Genomic DNA, 17,738 nt, shown 5'->3' on the forward strand with positions numbered 1-17,738 from the left:
AGTGCAACGGCCGTGGCAACCCGAAGCCGGCGATTGACCCCGTCGGTCGGCGGTCGGTAAGATGGCGACAGGAGGTGAACGATGGAAACTGTGAACGAACCCGAAGTGACCCCTCCCGTCGTCGAACCGGCTGGAGCTGATCCGCTGACGCTCGCGATCCAGCGAATGAACTCCCGGACGCCGGAGCAAATCCTGGCCGACCGCGAGCGGATTCTTGCTAAGAGTCGGCCGCCGCGACCACTCCCGGAAGGTAAAACGTTGGAGGATGTCGTGTGCGGCACGTGGCCCGGCGACGAGACGGACGAGGAAATCCTCGAAATGTTGGAGCGGTTGTCGTAAGTGAGCACGCTTTATCTGCCCGATACCACATCCTCGTGCATTTCGTGCGAGACAGTCCGGTTTGGACGCGAATGCGGGAAGAGTATCAACTCCTGCTCATTGAGCCCAAGCCGGGGATTTGCGTAGTCACGGTCGGGGAATTGCGTTCTCTGGCGTATCAGTGGGCCTGGGAAGGAACCAAGCGCTCTCAAATGGAGTTCGCTCTCGGTTACTTCGAAATAGTGGATGTCAACGATCCGCGTGTACTCGAATACTATGCCGTGATGGATTCCACCCTCGAACGCCAGGGTCAGTCACTCGGCAAGAACGACCTGTGGATTGCCGCGGCCACCAAAGCCACGGGGGCTCGCCTCTTGACCACCGATCGCGACTTCGACCGCCTCTCGCCCACATTCCTCGACCGCGACTGGATCGATCCCAACACGCGCTAACCCTTCGGCGTCAGCTTTGCGATCAGTTCCGCTTGCGCCGGCCAATCCTCGGTGAGAACCGCCCGGCCGGCCCCCTTGTAGTCCGTGTAGTCGAAGCCGGGGGCCATCGTCGCGCCGAGCAGCGCGAAGCCGTCGTCGGCCAGCAATCGGGTGCCCTGCCACACGCCGGCCGGCACGACCAACTGCGGCACCTGTCCGGCGGTCAGGTCATTGCCGAGCGTGACCACGTGCGACTTCCCGTGCGGCCAGAGTTGCAGCATCTGCACCGGCGAGCCGAGGTAGAAGTGGAAGATTTCGTCGCCCGGTAGGGCGTGCATTTCCGACACGTGCCCCGGCTTGAGTAGGTAGTAGATTGTCGTCGCCAGCGACCGCGGCCCGGCGTACTGCGGCAGGACGCCCGCCGGCAGCGTCGTGCGACTGCGGTAAATCTCGCGGAAGAACCCGCCTTCGACCGGGTGCGGTTGGAGCTTCAAAATGCGGATCACATCGTCGGCCGTCATGGACATTATGGACATTCCCAAAATTGAGCCACGGATGAACACGGATAAAACCGCGAGCCATACTTCAGTACAGCTCGGCCGGGTCCGGCTTTACAATAAATCGATAGGGGCTCTCGTCTGATCCGTGTTCATCTGGGGCCAATTTCACCTCTACACCGTGGCCACCACGATCGAGTAGCCGCGGTTCTCGATCACGTCGCACTCCCCGAAGCTCTCGAAGATGATCGGCACGACGGCCGTCGGCATCTTCGTGACGATGTAGAACTTTCCGCCCGGCTTCAGCAGGTCGCGGGAACTGCCCACGAACAGGCGGGCCACCATCGAGTCGCCGTAGTACGGCGGGTTCGCGAGGATCACGTCGAAGCCGTTCATCGGCAGGCCGGCCATCGTCTCGCTCGTGACGATCTCGTAGTTCGTCACGCCGTTGGCCTTCGCGTTGATTTCACAGACGGCGTTCGCCCGCAGGTGGCTGTCGATGAACGTGAGTTTGCCGAGCTTCGCTTTCGTGGACATCAGGCAGCCGACGACGCCGCACCCGCTGCCGAGGTCGAGGAGGCTATCGCCGTCCTTCACTTCGGCGATTTCCAGCAGTGCCCGCGTGCCGCTGTCCATGCGGCCGTAGCTGAACACGCCCGGCCGCGTGAGGAAGTCCATCGACGGGCCGCCGCTGACCTTCGCGTGGAAGTTGATCTCGTGCCGCCGCCGTTCGCGCGGCTCGTCGCCCTTCGTGCTGAAGAACGCCATGCCCGCTTCGCTCGACGGCGTCTGCCCGCACTTGCCGAACATCTTCTTGTGCAGTTTTGCGAACTCGGTGTCCTTCTCGTACTCCGACAACGTGATGAACGTGCCGCCGGGGTTCAGAACGTGCGCCCCTTGTTCGATCAGGTCGAGTTTCAGTTCGCGGTCGGTGTGCGACCCGGCCGGCAGCAGCACGGTGTTGAATTTCTGCGGCAAGTCCCACAGGTCCGGGGCCGTGACGACCTCGGCCGTCGCGTTCATCTCGGTCAGGTCGTCGCGCAGGCGGGCGGCCGGGAAGAGGTCCATCTGATAGCAGGTGGTGTCCGGCAGGTTCATTGCTTGGACGAGGAACGCGACCGACTTCGGCGCGCCCATCGGGATGCAGACCGGCGGCTTCACGCGGGCGGCGACGGCGGGGTACAGTTCCGTGAGAAAGCGCATGACGCTCCTGATAGGTGGAAGAGTCAGTGTAGTCAAAGGCCGAACCGCGGCGCGGCGTCTTTTGCGCCGCGGCCGGTTCAATGGGTGCGAGAGAGGGCCGTGACTTAACGGGACGAGTTATTGGAAAACAGGCGGCCCAAGTCGTTCGAGGCGCGCTGGAATTCCCGATCCTCGCTCATGCTCTGGAAGGCGTAGTCTTGCCGGATGTCCTCGGGGTGCCTCTCCCGGTACTCGGCCTTGACGGCGTTGCCGAGCCACTCGATTGCCTTGTCCCGGTCCGTCGGGGTGCCGCCGGGGCCTTGTGCCCGAATCCCGTAGACGGCGGCGACCGCATAGCACTCCGCTCCCGACGGGTGGTCGCGACGGGTCGCGGGGGCGAAGTGCTTCCAGGCTTTCTCCGCATACGCGACCGCCTGCTCGGGCTTACGTTCCATGATTTGGAGGCGGGCCGAGAGGAGGTAGCAGTTCCCCAACTCCTCCGAGAGTGCCACGTCGCCGGGGTTCCGCTGGTACAAGCCTTCGTACTCCTTCCGGGCTTGCTCCAAGAGCGTGGCCGCCTGAGCCGGGGCCTTGGTCAAGACGTAGAGTTCGCCGAGTTGACTGTACGTGCCGGCCAAGTCGCTGCGGTACTCGGTCACGCTCCCCCGAACTTTCAACAGGTCTTCCCGGAGGAGGCGGGCCTTGTCCCAGAAATAGAGGGCCGTGTCGTAGGCCCGGTTCCGGGTCTGATACCCGGCCAAATTCCCCCAACTCCGGGCCAACTGAAAGCGGGCCTTCTGTAGCTCGTCGTTGTGCGCCGGGTCGGCACTCTTCTTCGCCAACTCCTCCTCGACGCGCTCGCGGATCTTGTGCGACTGCCAGAAATCGTGGTCCGCCTCGCGCCACAAGCCGAGGGCCATCTGGGAATCTCCGCGGTAGCCGTACCCGCGGGCCAAGTCCTGAGAATATTCCGCCCGCGCCGGCTCGGCGTCGTGAATCCGCTGCCGGAGGGCGATCGATTGCTTGTACTCGTCGAGCGCGGCCTTGTGCTCGTTGGTGGCGGCCCGGAGTTCGCCGAGTTGGTGGTGGGTTTCCGCCAGCCCGCTCAGGACCGCCAGGTCGTTCGGGGTCGCCGTGCGGAGCGTCTCAAAGATCGAGCGGGCGTCCTTCAGCTTTTGGTCGGCCTCGTCGTACCGGCCGAGTTCGCGGACCAACCGCCCGGATTTGGAGACGACCTCGGCGAGTTGAACCTGCGCCACGGCCTCCCGTTCGGCCGCCCCCCGGTACAACTTCTCGGCCTCGGTGTAGGCCTTGATCGCCTCTTGCTTGTTCCCCGTCTGGGCGATGAGTTTGCCGAGGGTCGCGGTGTCCTGCGCCAGCGTGAGCGGGGACGTGCCGTCCCGGCGGCTCCGGTCGACCAACACGGTGTAGTACCCGGCCAGCGCCTTCCGCATCGCCTCCTGGGCCTTCTCGTCCAACTCGCCGTTCAACGCGAGGTCGCGGATTTGATTGATCGCCGCGAGCGATTCCGCGTTCCGCTCGAACAGTTCCTTCTGACGCTTCTCGTCTCGCTCTTTCTCCAAGAGGGCCAGCCGCGCCTCGCTCTCGTTCGCGCGCCAAATCACCACGAACCCCGCCGTGGTGCCGAGGGCGACCAGGATCGCCAGCACGATCGCCGTCTCCTTCGGCCGCCGGCGGACCCGCCGCCAGAGTCGCTCCCACCACGGCGTCGGCCGGGCGACGATCGGCTCGCTGTTCAGCCACCGCCGCAGGTCGTCCGCCAACTCCAGGGCGGTCTGGTACCGGGCCTTCGGCGACTTCTCCAGGCACTTCAGGCAGATCGTGCTGAGGTCCCGCGGCAGGCGGGGGACGAGAACGCTCGGCGCGGTCGGGTCGGCGTACTGCACCTGCGCGAGAATGTCCCACACCTTCGCCCCGGCGAACGGCGGGCGGCCGGTGAGCATCTCGTAAAGGATGGTCCCGAGGGCGTACACGTCTGTGCCGGCGCTGGTCGCCTTCACGTCGCCGCTGGCCTGTTCCGGGGCCATGTACCCCGGCGTGCCGAACACGTCGCCGGTTCGGGTCCGGCCGGATGCGTCCTCGATCCGCTTACCCAGGCCGAAGTCGCTGACCTTGAGCGTACCGGCCCGCGTGACGAGGACGTTCGCCGGCTTCAGGTCGCGGTGGACGATGCCCTTCAGGTGGGCCTCGTGGACGGCCCGCGCCAGCGTCTCGATCATCTGGGCCGCTTCGCGGGGCTTGGGGAGTTGCTTGCGGAGTTGGTCGCCGAGGCTGCCACCGTCGATGTACTCCAACACGATGTACGGCTGGGACTGGTTGTCCATCCCGATGTCGTGGACTTTAACGATGTTCGTGTGTTCCAGGCACGCCACCAACTCGGCCTCGCCCCGAAAGCGGTTAATGTCGTCGATCCCCGTGCCGGCCTTCAGCACCTTGACCGCAACGTACCGCTTCAACTCCGGGTCGAACGCCTTGTACACGCGGCCCATGCCGCCCTCGCCGAGTTCGTCAACGATCTCGTACTTGCCGATCCGTCCGGACCGAATCGTCGTGCTTACGGGGGGGGCGGTCGATTGGCCCGCCGACTTGTCCGCCGACTGAATTTGCGTCTGGAGGATGGGCGGCCGGGAGTGGTCGAAGGTGGTGGTTTCTTCCGTCATGGGGCGTTCTCAATTGTCAATGTTCAAGGGGAACCAACGACTCGACAACCCAACGGCGGCCCGATTCAGCCCAGACCGCCTATATTCTGTTTAGCACTCAAGTTAGGCGCAATCTATCTGAATTCTGTCAGTGTTTGTTCCGTTCGTATACTCGTTGCGGACGAGAGAACGGCACGCCGTGGTGCCGATCGACCGTTTCGCACTGCCAACTTTCCCATCACCAACCTGGACTAGCTTTTCTCCGCCGGCGTCGCTATCGCCGTTCCTCCAGAGTACCCGAACTTCGTTCGCGGAGGAACCGCCAAGATGTTCCGTATCCCCCTGACGCTCACACTTTTACTCGCCTTCACACTTCTGGCTCAATCCGCCCCGCCGCCGTCGTTTGACGATGCGGCTCTGCGGGCGGTGCAGTTCGTGGACGACCGCGAGGGTTGGGCGGCCGGCGACGACGGCGTCATCTGGCACAGCATCGACGGCGGGCAAGCCTGGGAGCGTCAGAAGTCCGGCACGCGAGCCACGCTGACCGGCATTCACTTCCTCACGCCTTACAGTGGCTTCGTCTCCGGGCGAACCGAATTGCCCGGCGACCTCGGCAGCAGCGGCGTTTTGCTCGCCACCACCGACGGCGGCATCACCTGGAGCGAAATCTCCAACGGCCTGCTGCCGGGGCTGAACGTGGTGCGGTTCTTCGACGAGAAGAACGGCCTCGTCGCCGGCGACAGTTGTGGGGCGTACCCCGGCGGGGCGTTCACGACGACCGACGGCGGCAAGAGCTGGCTGCCGGTCGTCGGGCCGCTGAGCGGTTCGTGGCTGGCCGCCGATTGCACGGACACGAAAATCGGGAAGTTGCCCATGCTCGTCGGTGCGGGGAGGAATAAGGCCGTCACGATCAGCAACGGGGAACTCGTGAACGCCGGCATCAGTTTGCCGGACGGCCGCTCCTATCGGGCCGTGAAATCGAACGGCAAGGCCACGTTCGTGGTCGGCGACGGCGGCTTGTTGTTCATCAACCGCGACTACCCGACCGGCCCGTGGATCCCCAATCCCGAACTGCCGCTGCCGGCGGAAGCCCGTGCCGTCTGCGACTTCGACACGATCAGTGTCGTCGGCGACAAGGTATGGCTCGCCGGTCGGCCGGGGTCCGTCGTCCTGCACAGTCCGGATAACGGTACCACTTGGAGCGTGCAGTCGACCGATTCGCACGTTCCGCTGCATTCGATCCAGATGCTGAACGCCACGACCGGCTGGGCCGTCGGCGAACTCGGCACGATCTTGAAGACGACCAACGGCGGCCAGAAGTGGAACCACGTTCGCGGCAAACTGCAAGCGGCCGTGCTGACGGCTCACGCCTCGCCGAAGAGTGTGCCGCTGACGATGTTCCCGGTGGTTGGGGCGGCCGAAGGCTATCTGACGGCGACGGTGGCGTTCACGAGTGCCGACGCCGCGACCGCCGACCCGAAGCGGGCGGCCGACCCGTTCCGACTCTCGACGGCGATTCGCCTCGCGGGTGGGGCGTCGGCCGAAACGCTGTGGGCCTTCCCGCTGCCGGGCCACTGCGACGGCCTACCGGCCGACGGCCTCCGCACCTACTGGGACCGCCTCCACGACGGCAAGGCAGCCGAGCAACTCGTCCGGCAGATGACCCTCGCTATCCGCATGTGGCGGCCCGAAGTGATCGTCACCGACAGCGTGATGCCGAACGCCCCGCCCGCGGAACAACTGATCCTCGCAACGGCCCAGGAAGCGTTCAAGCGGGCCGCCGAACCGACCGCCTTCCCAGAACAAATTACGACACTGGGGCTGAAGCCGCACGCGGTGAAGAAGCTATGTGGCACCGCCGTGGGAGCAGAGGGTTACATCAAAATTGACCCGAAGGCGTTCCGGTTCGAAATTGCGGACACGGCAGAGGCGATGGCCTCCCAATCTGTGCAAATGATTCGGGCCAATTGCGAACCGAGCTTCCGCATCGTCTCTCACCGACTGGACCGACTCCAACTGCCGAACGATTCCGTCCTCAAAGAGAAGCCTCCCATTCAACTGATGGACGGCTGTGCCTTGGCTCAAGGCGGCATGGCTCGCCGGGTCGACCCGAAACAGATTTGGTCGTTCACGCCCACGTATCTCGGCGAGCGAGAAGCGGCCAACAAGGCCCGCACGGCCATGGCCATGAAGTTCATGGCGCCGCACGATCACGGCGGCCCCGCCCAACTCTGGCGGACCCTGGAACAAGACCTCGCCGGCATTCCGGGGGCTGATGCCGCCGAAGTCACCGCCCAACTCATGCGATCTTACCACGACGACACCCTCACTCGCGAACTCGCTCACAACGCCGTCAACCACTACCCCACGATGCCCGCCACCCTGCCGGCGTACCGCTGGTTGGCGAACTACCACGCCAGCACCGAGACGTTGCGGCGGATCGAACTCGGCCAGATGGCGAGCCTTCGCCCGACCGAGTTCTACGAGATGAAGGGCGACATCCAGCAGGCCGGCCACACCGACGGGGCGGCTGCGGAACGGGCGAAGTTCCGCACGTCGGAAGCCCGGCGGGACTGGTTCAGCACCGGGCCGAACCTGGAAGGGAAGCTGTTCGCCGTTAATCCGCTGCTGTCGCGGGAGCCGGCCCAACAACTGGCGTTCAACGCGGCCCGCTTGCAGATGGGCCTGACGGCCGACGCCGAGAAGACGATGGCCGCGTACTACCGGGCCGTCGTCGGGCGGCCGGTCACGCCGGGGGCGAACCCGTGGTTCGACGCGACCGCCGCCGAACTGTACCTGATGAACCGCAACCTCATGCCGACCTGCCCGAAGCCGATGGCCGCGTGTCAGAAGATCGCCGAACGGCCGATCCTCGACGGCAAACTCGACGACGGCGTGTGGAAGGGCACGACCGAACTTCCGCTCGCCGAAGGCACGAAGGAACTGGCCGCCACCCACGGCACGACAGCGCGAATGGCTTTCGACGACGAGTACCTCTACCTCGGCGTGACGTGCCGCCACCCGCAGGGCGAGCAGGTGCCGCTAGCTGAAGCCCGCAAGCACGACGACGACGTGACGCCGCACGACCGCGTCGAGTTGCTGCTGGACCTCGACCGCGATTACGCGACGTACTACCGCCTCCGCATCGACCACCGCGGCTGCACGGCCGACGACTGCTGGGGCGACGCGAGTTGGAACCCGCAGTGGTTCGTCGCCGTGAACCCGACGGCTACCGGTTGGACGGCCGAAGTCGCGATCCCCCTGAGCGAACTCACCGGCAACCGCCCGCGGCACCAGACCGTGTGGGCCGCAAACCTTACGCGGATTGTGCCCGGCCGCGGCGTCCTCTCTTGGAGCGGCCCCGCTGACGCGACGCCACGGCCGGAGGGCATGGGGTTGCTGGAGTTCCGGACGAAGTGATGGTATCGTGTTGAAGGAGGAACACGCATGACGACCGCAACGCTCTTGGCCCCCGCCCCCGCTGCGACGACTCCGCCGCCCGTGCAATGGCCGCGGCCGTACCGGTGGACGGTGCAGCAGTTCCACGACGCGAACGAACAAGGCGTCTTCGGCGAAGGCAGTCGGGTCATCTTGATTCACGGCGAACTGGTGGAGCAAGGACCGATGAACCCAACGCACGCGATGGGGGTGGGGCTCGTCAACGCGGTTTTATCCAAGGTGTTCGCCGAAGGCTTTTACGTCCGCGTGCAGTTGCCGATCTTCGTCAAGCGTGACACCGACCCGATTCCCGATTTCGCGGTCGTTGTCGGCAGCCCGCGGGATTTCCCGACGCACCCCACTACGGCAGCCCTCGTCGTCGAAGTCGCGGATAGTTCTTTGGCCCTCGACACCACGACGAAGGCCGAACTCTACGCCACCGCCGGGATCGCCGACTATTGGGTCATCGACATTCAGCATCGCGTCCTTCTCGTCTTTCGCGACCCGTCGCCGCTACCGGACGGCGGGATGCATTATCGAACGCAACTCGCCCTGACGCCGGCAGACAGCGTCTCGCCGCTTGCCGCCCCGACCGCGACCATTCGGGTGGCCGACTTGCTGCCGTGACATGTTGAAATCCCGCGGTCCGGTCGACGACTATACTGAGAGCTGGCCCCCGTCCCGCCGCGAGATCACCAATGCGCCCGTGGAAGAAGTGGTTGCTCCGCACATCGGCTGCAGTGGTCGTCACGCTGACCATCTACGTCGTCCAGGATTGGTGGCGGGCGTCGAGTGCCCGTGCCCGCCTGGAAGAAGCGCGAGTACACCTCGACGCCGAAGACCCGGGCTGGCGGTTGGATCAGATTCAAGCGGCCCGCGAGAAGGCGTTCCCGCCGGACGATCAGAACATCACGAAGCTCGCGGTGAAGATCAAGGCCGACACGCCGAAGGAGTTCGACGAGTTCCTGACGCGGGCCGAACAGCCGACGCCGTGGCTGCCGGAGAAGGAGTTCAACCACCTGCCGCCGCCGGCCAAGCTCGCGGACGCCCGCAAGACGCGGACCGTGTGCCGGGACGTGATCGAGCGGTCGCTGAAACTCGGCACGCTCACGGGCGGCGGCATGTTTCCACCGCCCGTCGCGAACCCGTTGATGATGGACCTCAACCACGTCCAAAACGCACGAACCCCGGCTGCCCTCTTGAACTTGAACGCGGTCGTCCTCGCAGCCGACAAGGACGCAGACGGGGCCGTGGCCAGCTGCCGGGCCACACTGAACCTGACTCGCTGCGTCAACAACGAACCGACGCTCATCTCGATGCTGGTCCGTATCGCGATGGCCTCGGTGGCCGTGCAAGCGGCAGAGCGAACACTGGCTTACACGGAGCCGAAGGCCGGGCTCGCGGAGTTTCAGACCGAACTGCTGCGAGAGGCCGACGAGCCGGTTCTGGCGATCGGGTTCCGCGGCGAACGGGCGTGGATCGACGCCACCTTCGAGTACCTCCAGGTCGATCCCGACGGACTTCAGAATTCCGGCATGGGAGGTCCGGCATCGCTCGCCGCGTTGGGCCGGTTGGCATTCCGCGGTCGTATTTTGGTGGACCAATTACAGGCGCTGCGGTTGGAAACGCAATACCTCGAAATCGCCCGCGGCCCGTCGCACGAGTGGGTCGAGAAGATGCAGGGCGTTCTCGCGAACGAAGACCTGGGACCGTTTGTCAAGTTGCTCCTGCCGGCCGCCGAGAAGGTCGTGCTCGCCGCACTGCGGATCAAGGCCCGCCTCCGCTGCCTGGCCGTCGGCATCGCGTGCGAACGCTTCCGCCAGGCGAACGGCCGGTGGCCGACGGACCTTGCGGAGATTCCGAAGGCGATCCTCGCGGCGGTGCCGGCCGACCCCTACACCGGCGAGCCGTTGAAGTACCGCGTGCGGCCGGACGGCATCGTCATCTATGCCGTCGGCGATGATCGCAAGGACGACGGTGGCAACCTCACCTACTCGAACCCGAAGCCGGGCGAAGACGTGGGCGTGCGGCTGTGGTCGCCGGAGTACCGGCGGGCCGCCACGCTGCCGGAACCGAAGGGTCAGGAGCCGTGAGTCACGGCCCGGCCGGGTTCCACGGGTTGTCGAAGCCGTGGGGCACGTCGTGGAACCAACGGCGGTACGTCTCGACCTGCTCCTTCAGCGGGAAGCCACTCAACTCCCGCGGGTAGAGGATCAGGAAAAACGCCTCCTTCGCGCCGGCCCGTGCCCGCTGCTGGTTGATGAGCCGTTGGGCGTCGGCCTGATCTTTCAGTTCCAATCGCCCGCCGCCGTCGGCGTCGAAGTAGAAGAGTTTGCCACTGTCCTTGGCGATCTCGACCGTCCGCACGCTGAGGTGGTCGCCGAGGTTGGCCCGCTGTTTCTTCAGTTCCTCGATCCGCCGCTTCGCGATGGCCAGCTCTTGTTGCAGTTTCTCCACGTCGTCCGGCATCGACGGGTCGCGGACGGCCGGCACGGCGTCGGGCGGCCCCTTGCCGTCGTCGGGTTTGCTCACGAACGGCATCAGCAGGAAGATACAGAACAGCAGGATCAGCACGTCGATCAATGGGATGAAGAACCGCGTGACCGACCGCCTGGGCTTCTGAATCACGGTTGGCCCCCCGGCTCGGTCTCGGCCGGGGTTAGCGGCACGAGCGGCGTCGGGTCGGGGTAGCCGCCGAGGCTGCGAATCAGGTCGCGGCCCATCGCCACCACCCACGTCGGCAGGATGTTCAACAGCGCCATGAACAACCCGCTGCCGGTCGCGGTGATGGCCGGGGCGTACTTGCGGATGATGTCCTGCGGCGTCGGCGTGCTGGTCGGCGTGATGCTGCTGAACGTCTGTAGAATGGCCGCGACGGTGCCGATGAGGCCCAACAGCGGGAACCACTCGGCCGCCTGCGAGAGATGGCTGAGCCACTTGTCGGGGCCGGTGTTGAAGTCCGTCTCGGCCCACTTCATTGCCTGCCACGCCAGGTACGTCTGGGCCAGGAAAATGACGAGGCCGATGCCGAGGATGAGCCAGTCGATGTGCGACGTTTCCAGGCGCATCAGGTAGTCGCGGCGGGCGTCGGCCGGGACCGCCACGAAGACCAAGATGCCCGCGAGGGCCGGGACGACGGCGAACAGCGTCGGCAGGACGTGGTGAATCCAAAGTCGTCGCACGGGCGTCTCCGGGTTCCGAGTTACTTCGTCGTCACCAGCCACTCCGGCATCGCTTGCAGCCGGCCGTCGCCGTCCACGCAGGCCAAGGTGGAAGCCCCTTCGGCAACGAGCGTGCCGTCGGGTCGGAAGACTTCGTACTTGTGTTCGAGCCGCACCGGCGTCGTCCGCGTCACCGACGTGACGATCCGCAACTCGTCGTCGTAGTACGCGGGGCTGCGGTACTTGATCTCGACCTTCGCGACCACGAGGTAGAAGCCCTGGTCTTCGAGTTCCTTGTAGTTGCCGCCGAGTTGGCGGAGCAGGTCCGTGCGGGCCTGCTCGAAGTAGACGAGGTAGTTCGCGTGGTGGAGCAACCCCATGCGGTCGGTCTCGGCGTACCGCACGCGAATGATTGTTTCGCCGGTGAGCATGGGAATTAACGTATCAAGAAAGTCGCGAGGCCCAACCCCTGCCGGCCGCGGGATGGGTGAGAGAATTGTTTGAGCCTTTCGCCCGGCGGCGGTCGATAAGGTTGGACATGTGGCTCGCCGTGCTGCTGCGTAATCTGATTCGAATGCCCCCGGCCTTGCCGGGCCGCCGGGTGCCGCGTGCCCGCCGACGAGGGAAGGCTCGGGCCGCGGTCGTGTCCGGCCTTCTGGCGGCCTTGGCGTTGCACGCCGCGATGATCGTGGCCGTCGATTCGGTCCGCCCCCAGTGGCGCGACCCGGAGTTCTACCACCGCTATCAGAAGCTCGCGGCCGCACTGCGGGCGAACCGCCGCACCCAGGCGCATTCGGTCGTGGCGGTCCTCGGAAGCTCACGGCCGCAGATGGGTTTCAGCCCCGACCACGCGGCCGACGGGTACGGCCCCGGCGCACCCCTCATCTTCAACCTCTCGCAAAGCGGCTGCCACCCGATCGGCGAGCGGTTGAACCTCCAGCGAATTCTGAACGCCCCGGTGCGGCCGGACTTCGTGCTGATCGAAGTCTGGGCGTCGGGTCTGGCGCGGCGCACGAAACGAGAAGAACAAATTCCGATGTCGCGGCTGAGCCTGTCGGACTTGGCCACCGTCTCCCCGTACCTCTACGACGAAGCCGCCGCGAGACGACAGTGGTGGCAGATTCAGGCGTCGCCGTGGTGGACGTACCGGATGAACGTCCTCGCCCACCAGGGGTTGGAAAGCCTTTCACCGGCCGAAAGACAACAGAACTTCCTCTGGTCGGACATGCGGCCGAACGGGTGGAGTCCGTACTACCCGCCGGTCTGGTCGAAGGAAGAACAGGAACGCCGGCAGGCGCTGGCGATGACGTGGTTTGCGGAACCGCTCGGGGAATTTCACCTCGACCCGAACGCGGAGTCCGCCCACCGGGATTTGCTGACTGCGTGCCGCACGCACGGCCTCAAGGCGGCCCTGTACTTGATGCCCGAGTCGCCGACGTTCCGCACCCTCTACTCGGCCGACGCGAAGCGAGAGGTTCGAGACTACCTGACCCGCCTCTCGGACGAGTTCGGCGTTCCCGTGTGTGATGCGTCGGAATGGATCGCGGACGATGCCGCCTACATGGACGGCTACCACCTGCTCGGCCCGGGGGCGGAAGCGTTCAGCCGCCGGCTCGGCCGGGACTTGCTGCGCGGCTGGGTGCCGCCGAACGGCCACTCGCGGGGCGAGTGACCGACACTTCTCACGGCCGCAGGCGGGACTTGATCTTTGCGATGCACCGCGCCAGCGTGTCGAACTCGTCGTGGATGACGCTCTGCTTCGCCTGGACTTCCAGCACTTCCAGCGACCGCGGGCCGCCGTAGTCGCCGGCGAGCATCTCCAATTCGAGGCGGTTGATCGTGTTGTTCTTCCGCAGCAACGGCAGCATCGCGTCCTCGATCGCCTGCCGGCCGCGGTCGGTACTGCCGATGGTGTCGAGCGCCGGGCGTGCGTATTTCGACGCGCCGAGCCGGTCCACCAGCAGTTTGACCGTGTCCAGATCGTTCCACCGCGGGATCAGTTCGTAGGCGACCGCTCGCTCTTCCTCGTTCGACGACGTAATCGCCGCGACGACCAGCGGCTTCGCCTCATCGGGAGACCAGGTAACGAGCGCCCGCAGGGCGTCTTCCTTCACCTCGCCGCGGTCGAACCGGGCCAACCGGCGGAGGTTCTCGATGACCTTCGGCTTCTCGGCCGGCGGCGTGCTGAGGAACGACTCCGGCTTCCCGAACGCGGCGAGTTGCTCCCGGATGCCCGCCAGGTTCTTGTCACGCTCCGCTTCCTGGAGCTTCATGAGCGGCGTCTCGACCACGGCTTCGGGCGCTTGGGTGGACGGGTCTTTGAAGCCGATCAGTACGAACAGTGTCGGCTGGACCTTCGGCCCGATGACGTAGAGCGTCAGCAGGATCGCCCCGGCCACGACGAACCGCAGGGGGCGGTAACCGGGTTCGTAGGGCGGGTTGGCTGCCCGGTAGACCCAGACCGGCGGGAGGAGCGTGGCGAACCCTTGTTTCGTGCTCCGGCGGCCGAACGCCAGGGCCACCCAGACGTAGCCGATCAGCAGTTCGATCGCGCCGATCAGGGCGACGTTCTTCAGCGGCTCCACGTCGGACATCATGCAGAACAACCACAGGGCCAGCCCGCACGCGGTCAGGATGATCCACAGGCCGGTCGTCAGCCGCAGGTCGCTCGGCGGCTCGGCTGGCGGCTTCATCCGCATCGAGATGACGGTCGTCAACTCGGCCGCGAGTTCGGCCCCGTCCACGTCCATCGGGTTGAAGACGACCAATCCGCCGGTGTTGTTGTGGCCCACGCTCGGCGTCGGCATCGCGGCGGCCGGGTGGTCCCCGGTGATGCGGCCTGGCGCGGGGTACATCGGCGGCTGGTAGTGCGGTTGCTGTGGGAAGCTCTGCGGTTCCGGTAGCGGGGCCGGCGTGACAAAGGCGGCCGGCGTCGGGAAGTGCGGCTCGGGAGTCGGCTTCGACTTCGGCCCTGGCGTTGCCACCGGGGCGGGTGTTGGCGAGTAGGCTTCAGCCGGCGGGGCGAAGTCGGCGACGGAATCCGGGTTGCGGACCAGCACGGCCGCCGCGTGGTGGAGCGGGGCCGGTTGCAGCGGGATCGGTTCGGGATAAACCCCGGCGGGTGGGCCGATGCGGGCCGGCGGGCGGGCTTCGGGCATCGGCGTCTGGGCGGCCGGGCTCGGCGGGTCGTCGTCCAGGTGGGCCGGCATCGAGTTAATCGGGACTTCGTCGGCCTCGGCTTCGTCCACGGCCGGCGGCGGTTCTTCCGCCGGCTTCTTGTCGTCTTCGGGCTTCGGAATGACGATCGGCTTCAGGCACTTCGGGCAGATTGTCCGCTGGCCGGCCCGTTCTGGCGCGGCCAGAAGGCGTTGACTGCAAAACGGGCACGGGTAGCCGAACATGGAAGCCTCGGGAGTGCGCCACACTGGGACGCAGTTAACTTATGGTACGATTAGTCTCCGTGCAAACGCCTCAGGCGGGGCGATAATCGCAGAATGTGCTGCACCCGCTCAAACTCGTCGAGCCAGTTTTGCACCACGCCGGGCAGGGTGTCGCCGGTCGCGAGGCCGCTGCCGCAACTGTCGCCGCCGAGTTGGGCGACCAGTTTTCGGTACGTCGTTAGCGTTCGCTCGCCGAACCGCGACACTTCCTGGCCGTCTTCGCTGAAGAACACGACCACCGGCACGCGGTTGCCGCCGTTGATCTTGAGTTCCTCTTGCGCGGCAGGATGGGCGTCCCGGTCAAGGTAGCGTGGCACGAGAACCGGGGCAACCTCGGCAAACTTTTCGAATATGGGGCACTGTCCGGCGCAGTCGCCGCACCACGCCCCGGCCAGGACCAGCATGTTCGTCTTGCGCCTGAACGTGCCGAGTAGCTTCTGTTGGTCGGGGGTGAGTGCCACCTTCTGCCGGGTCGCGTCCCACCGGGGCTTGTCGGTCGGCTTGCCGAATTGCGTGAAGAAGTCGTCGTAGGGAAGGGCCTTCTGGAAGAAATCGAACGAGAGCATGAGCGTCCTCAAGTGAATCGGCCCGCAGCGGGGGCCGCGGGCCGAGGGTGGTTCTAGGAGAAGGTACCGCGTGAGGCCGAAAATCTAACAGCGATCCGAGTCCTGCTCAGTCGATGATCGGACTCTTGTCGAAGACTTCCACCTTCGACGTGGCCTTGCTCGCCACGTCGACTTCCACTTCCATGCCGCCGGCGGCGATCGTCATGGTCCCCTTGAGGGTCAAGAGTTCTTCGGTCTGCTTCAGCCGGCCGACCTTACTATCGAAGCGACTGGTCCCGGTATACTTGTCGGATTTGATGTCCGACTTGACGGTCTTGAACATCGCGTCGGCGGGCGTCTCCTTCGGCGGCGAGAGCTTGGCCTTGCCCGTGAACGTGACCTCTTCGACGCCGTCCTTCGTTCCAGCGTACTTGAAATCCATCTTGGCGGTCAGTTCCCCGGACGTGCCGAGGGGCGTCGTCTCGTCGGCCTTCCACTCGTCGCCGACCTTCGCCGGCTTGCCGGGGCCACTGCGGAACAAGTCTTGCACGGCCTTCTTCAACGTTCCTTCGCTGATGACGCTGTCGGTCAACGCCTTGGCGGCTGGGGTGCCGTCGGTCAACTTCTTGAGGAGCGCGTCGACGCCCTTGACTGTCTTCACCTTGAAGTCTTTATCGAGGGTGACGGTCAGTTTCTCGCCCACCATGTCCTTGTCGAAGGAGCCGAGCCCGCCGAGGGCGATGTTCGTCTCGGTGGTCGATTGTAGGGTCGTGATTTCCAGCGTGTACCCGTCGGCGGTCGCCTTCGTGACCTTGTAGGCGTCGACGCTGGTGTGCTCGGTCTTCTGCTCTTGGTTCTGTCCGCCGACAGAGATCGTCTGATCCGTGGCGTTGGTCGAGCGGACGTAGAACGTCTCGCCTTCCTTCAGCTTCCACTTCAGCAAGTCGCCATCCACTTGTCCCGGCGAGAGGGCGAGCGAGACGGCAAGGGCGGCAATGAGCCCGGTCATGAGCGTGCTCCGAGAAGAAAGGAACGGGTTGGTCAGTCCACCACGGGGTTCTTGTCGAGGATCGTGGTCTTGCCGACGATCTTCTGCTTCAGGTCCATGGCGACTTCCATCCCGTTGATGGCGAGGGTCAGGGTGCCGGACATCTTCATCTCCATCGTCGATTCCTTCAGTCGCCCGGCCTTGCTGTCGAAGCTGAGGTTCCCGGCCATCTTCTCGGTCTTCAAGTCGGCGTTGACGACCTTGAACGGCAGCGCCCCGCCCGCGTCCTTCTTCGGCGCGGCGTACGTCGCCTTGCCACTGAGGACGATGTCTTCTGTGCCGGCCTTCGACCCGGCGTACTTGTACTCCATCGCCAGGGTCATGTCGCCGAGGGGGCCGAGCGGCAGCGTGTCCTCGCGCTTCCAGGTGTCGCCGACCTTCACGATCTTGTCCGGGCCGCAGTAGAACAGGTCTTGAACACTCTTCTTCATCGCGTCCTCGTTGAGCGTCGCGGCCAACAGCGGCTTGACCTTCGGGTCGTTGGCACCCAACTTCTGGATGAGGTCGTCGATGCCTTCGAACTTCTTGACCTTGAGCTGGTCGTCGAGCGTGATGGTGAACGTCGCGCCGCGGAGTTTCTTGCTCAAATCGCCGGCCCCGCCGGGCAGGATGTTCGTTTCGATGATCGACTGGAGAATCGTCTGCTCAAGAGTGTAGCCGTCCTTGTCGGCCTTCGTGACCTTGTACCGGCTGACCGCGGTCTGGTCCTGCTTCTGCTCCACGTCCTTGCCGGCGGCGGTCACGGTTTGTTCGAGGCCGACCACGCTTTGAGCGTAGAAGGTGTCGCCGACGTTCATCTTCCACTTCAGCGACACGCCGTCCGCCTGCGGGGGCGCGAAGGCGATCGCGAGAACCAAGCTCGCCACCAGACTGGTCATGGGGTGCTCCGGAAGGGGTGACAATCCTTAGTGAACCTAACCTCGGGCGCGGCGGGCGACAAGGTTTGCCCGCCCGCGCTCAAACTTCTCCGCCCGCGGGAACCAGCGGCCGGAGTGTACACGTTTGCTTACGCGAAGCC

At 65.3% G+C, this 17,738-nt stretch carries 16 protein-coding genes; 6 read left to right on the forward strand and 10 right to left on the reverse strand.

The features are described from left to right. Nucleotides 1-81: 81 nt before the first annotated feature. Entirely contained in the window at nucleotides 82-339 is a 258-nt protein-coding gene (locus PX52LOC_RS13125; RefSeq protein ID WP_149110521.1) for a hypothetical protein, read from the forward strand. Between the two features lie 35 nt (nucleotides 340-374). Beyond that, on the forward strand, nucleotides 375-770 hold the full coding sequence (locus PX52LOC_RS13130) for a type II toxin-antitoxin system VapC family toxin (protein WP_168218973.1): 396 nt from the start codon (nucleotides 375-377) through the stop codon (nucleotides 768-770). Here the strand turns inward: PX52LOC_RS13130 and PX52LOC_RS13135 are convergent. The 3 genes from PX52LOC_RS13135 to PX52LOC_RS13145 form a co-directional block, all read right to left on the reverse strand. Continuing rightward, on the reverse strand, nucleotides 767-1,276 hold the full coding sequence (locus PX52LOC_RS13135; RefSeq protein ID WP_246173717.1) for a cupin domain-containing protein: 510 nt from the start codon (nucleotides 1,274-1,276) through the stop codon (nucleotides 767-769). The genes PX52LOC_RS13130 and PX52LOC_RS13135 overlap by 4 nt on opposite strands. Nucleotides 1,277-1,420: 144 nt before the next feature. Beyond that, nucleotides 1,421-2,449 (reverse strand): class I SAM-dependent methyltransferase, encoded by a 1,029-nt coding sequence (locus PX52LOC_RS13140; protein ID WP_149110523.1) that lies wholly within the window; start codon nucleotides 2,447-2,449, stop codon nucleotides 1,421-1,423. 104 nt (nucleotides 2,450-2,553) lie between these two features. Then, entirely contained in the window at nucleotides 2,554-5,109 is a 2,556-nt protein-coding gene (locus PX52LOC_RS13145) for a serine/threonine-protein kinase (RefSeq protein ID WP_149110524.1), read from the reverse strand. A 306-nt stretch (nucleotides 5,110-5,415) separates the two neighbouring features. Here PX52LOC_RS13145 and PX52LOC_RS13150 point away from each other — a divergent pair, with 306 nt between their 5' ends. The 3 genes from PX52LOC_RS13150 (at nucleotide 5,416) to PX52LOC_RS13160 (ending at nucleotide 10,619) form a co-directional block, all read left to right on the forward strand. Beyond that, nucleotides 5,416-8,508, forward strand: coding sequence for a YCF48-related protein (locus PX52LOC_RS13150; RefSeq protein WP_149110525.1), 3,093 nt, complete (start codon nucleotides 5,416-5,418; stop codon nucleotides 8,506-8,508). A 27-nt stretch (nucleotides 8,509-8,535) separates the two neighbouring features. Then, nucleotides 8,536-9,153 carry a Uma2 family endonuclease gene (locus tag PX52LOC_RS13155; protein WP_149110526.1) on the forward strand — a complete coding sequence of 206 codons (618 nt, stop codon included), beginning with the start codon at nucleotides 8,536-8,538 and terminating at the stop codon, nucleotides 9,151-9,153. A gap of 71 nt (nucleotides 9,154-9,224) precedes the next feature. Then, on the forward strand, nucleotides 9,225-10,619 hold the full coding sequence (locus tag PX52LOC_RS13160) for a hypothetical protein (protein WP_149110527.1): 1,395 nt from the start codon (nucleotides 9,225-9,227) through the stop codon (nucleotides 10,617-10,619). 1 nt (nucleotide 10,620) lies between these two features. Here PX52LOC_RS13160 and PX52LOC_RS13165 read toward each other — a convergent pair whose 3' ends face one another. Genes PX52LOC_RS13165 through PX52LOC_RS13175 form a run of 3 tightly spaced genes read right to left on the reverse strand, consistent with a single transcriptional unit; the run spans nucleotide 10,621 to nucleotide 12,118 of the window. Further along, nucleotides 10,621-11,154: a hypothetical protein gene (locus PX52LOC_RS13165; RefSeq protein ID WP_149110528.1), complete on the reverse strand. Its 534-nt coding sequence runs from the start codon at nucleotides 11,152-11,154 to the stop codon at nucleotides 10,621-10,623. Further along, nucleotides 11,151-11,708, reverse strand: a complete 558-nt coding sequence (locus PX52LOC_RS13170) for a MotA/TolQ/ExbB proton channel family protein (protein ID WP_149110529.1) — start codon at nucleotides 11,706-11,708, stop codon at nucleotides 11,151-11,153. Before PX52LOC_RS13170 ends, PX52LOC_RS13165 begins: the two co-directional genes overlap by 4 nt. A gap of 20 nt (nucleotides 11,709-11,728) precedes the next feature. After that, the gene (locus PX52LOC_RS13175) at nucleotides 11,729-12,118 is read right to left on the reverse strand and encodes an acyl-CoA thioesterase (RefSeq protein WP_149110530.1); all 390 of its coding nucleotides are present in this window, start codon (nucleotides 12,116-12,118) and stop codon (nucleotides 11,729-11,731) included. 212 nt (nucleotides 12,119-12,330) lie between these two features. Between PX52LOC_RS13175 and PX52LOC_RS13180 the strand changes: the two genes are divergently transcribed. Next, complete coding sequence (locus PX52LOC_RS13180; RefSeq protein WP_149110531.1) at nucleotides 12,331-13,359, forward strand: hypothetical protein; 1,029 nt, start codon at nucleotides 12,331-12,333, stop codon at nucleotides 13,357-13,359. Between the two features lie 10 nt (nucleotides 13,360-13,369). Here PX52LOC_RS13180 and PX52LOC_RS13185 read toward each other — a convergent pair whose 3' ends face one another. From PX52LOC_RS13185 to PX52LOC_RS13200, 4 genes are all read right to left on the reverse strand, one after another. Beyond that, nucleotides 13,370-15,088 carry a hypothetical protein gene (locus tag PX52LOC_RS13185; protein WP_149110532.1) on the reverse strand — a complete coding sequence of 573 codons (1,719 nt, stop codon included), beginning with the start codon at nucleotides 15,086-15,088 and terminating at the stop codon, nucleotides 13,370-13,372. Nucleotides 15,089-15,138: 50 nt separating this feature from the next. Next, nucleotides 15,139-15,693 (reverse strand): thioredoxin family protein, encoded by a 555-nt coding sequence (locus PX52LOC_RS13190; protein ID WP_149110533.1) that lies wholly within the window; start codon nucleotides 15,691-15,693, stop codon nucleotides 15,139-15,141. 106 nt (nucleotides 15,694-15,799) lie between these two features. Beyond that, nucleotides 15,800-16,681, reverse strand: a complete 882-nt coding sequence (locus PX52LOC_RS13195; RefSeq protein WP_149110534.1) for a DUF6263 family protein — start codon at nucleotides 16,679-16,681, stop codon at nucleotides 15,800-15,802. 32 nt (nucleotides 16,682-16,713) lie between these two features. Then, nucleotides 16,714-17,598: a DUF6263 family protein gene (locus tag PX52LOC_RS13200; protein WP_149110535.1), complete on the reverse strand. Its 885-nt coding sequence runs from the start codon at nucleotides 17,596-17,598 to the stop codon at nucleotides 16,714-16,716. Nucleotides 17,599-17,738 lie beyond the last annotated feature (140 nt).

The sequence above is a fragment of the Limnoglobus roseus genome, from assembly GCF_008254045.1.
Classification (GTDB): Bacteria; Planctomycetota; Planctomycetia; order Gemmatales; family Gemmataceae; genus Limnoglobus; species Limnoglobus roseus.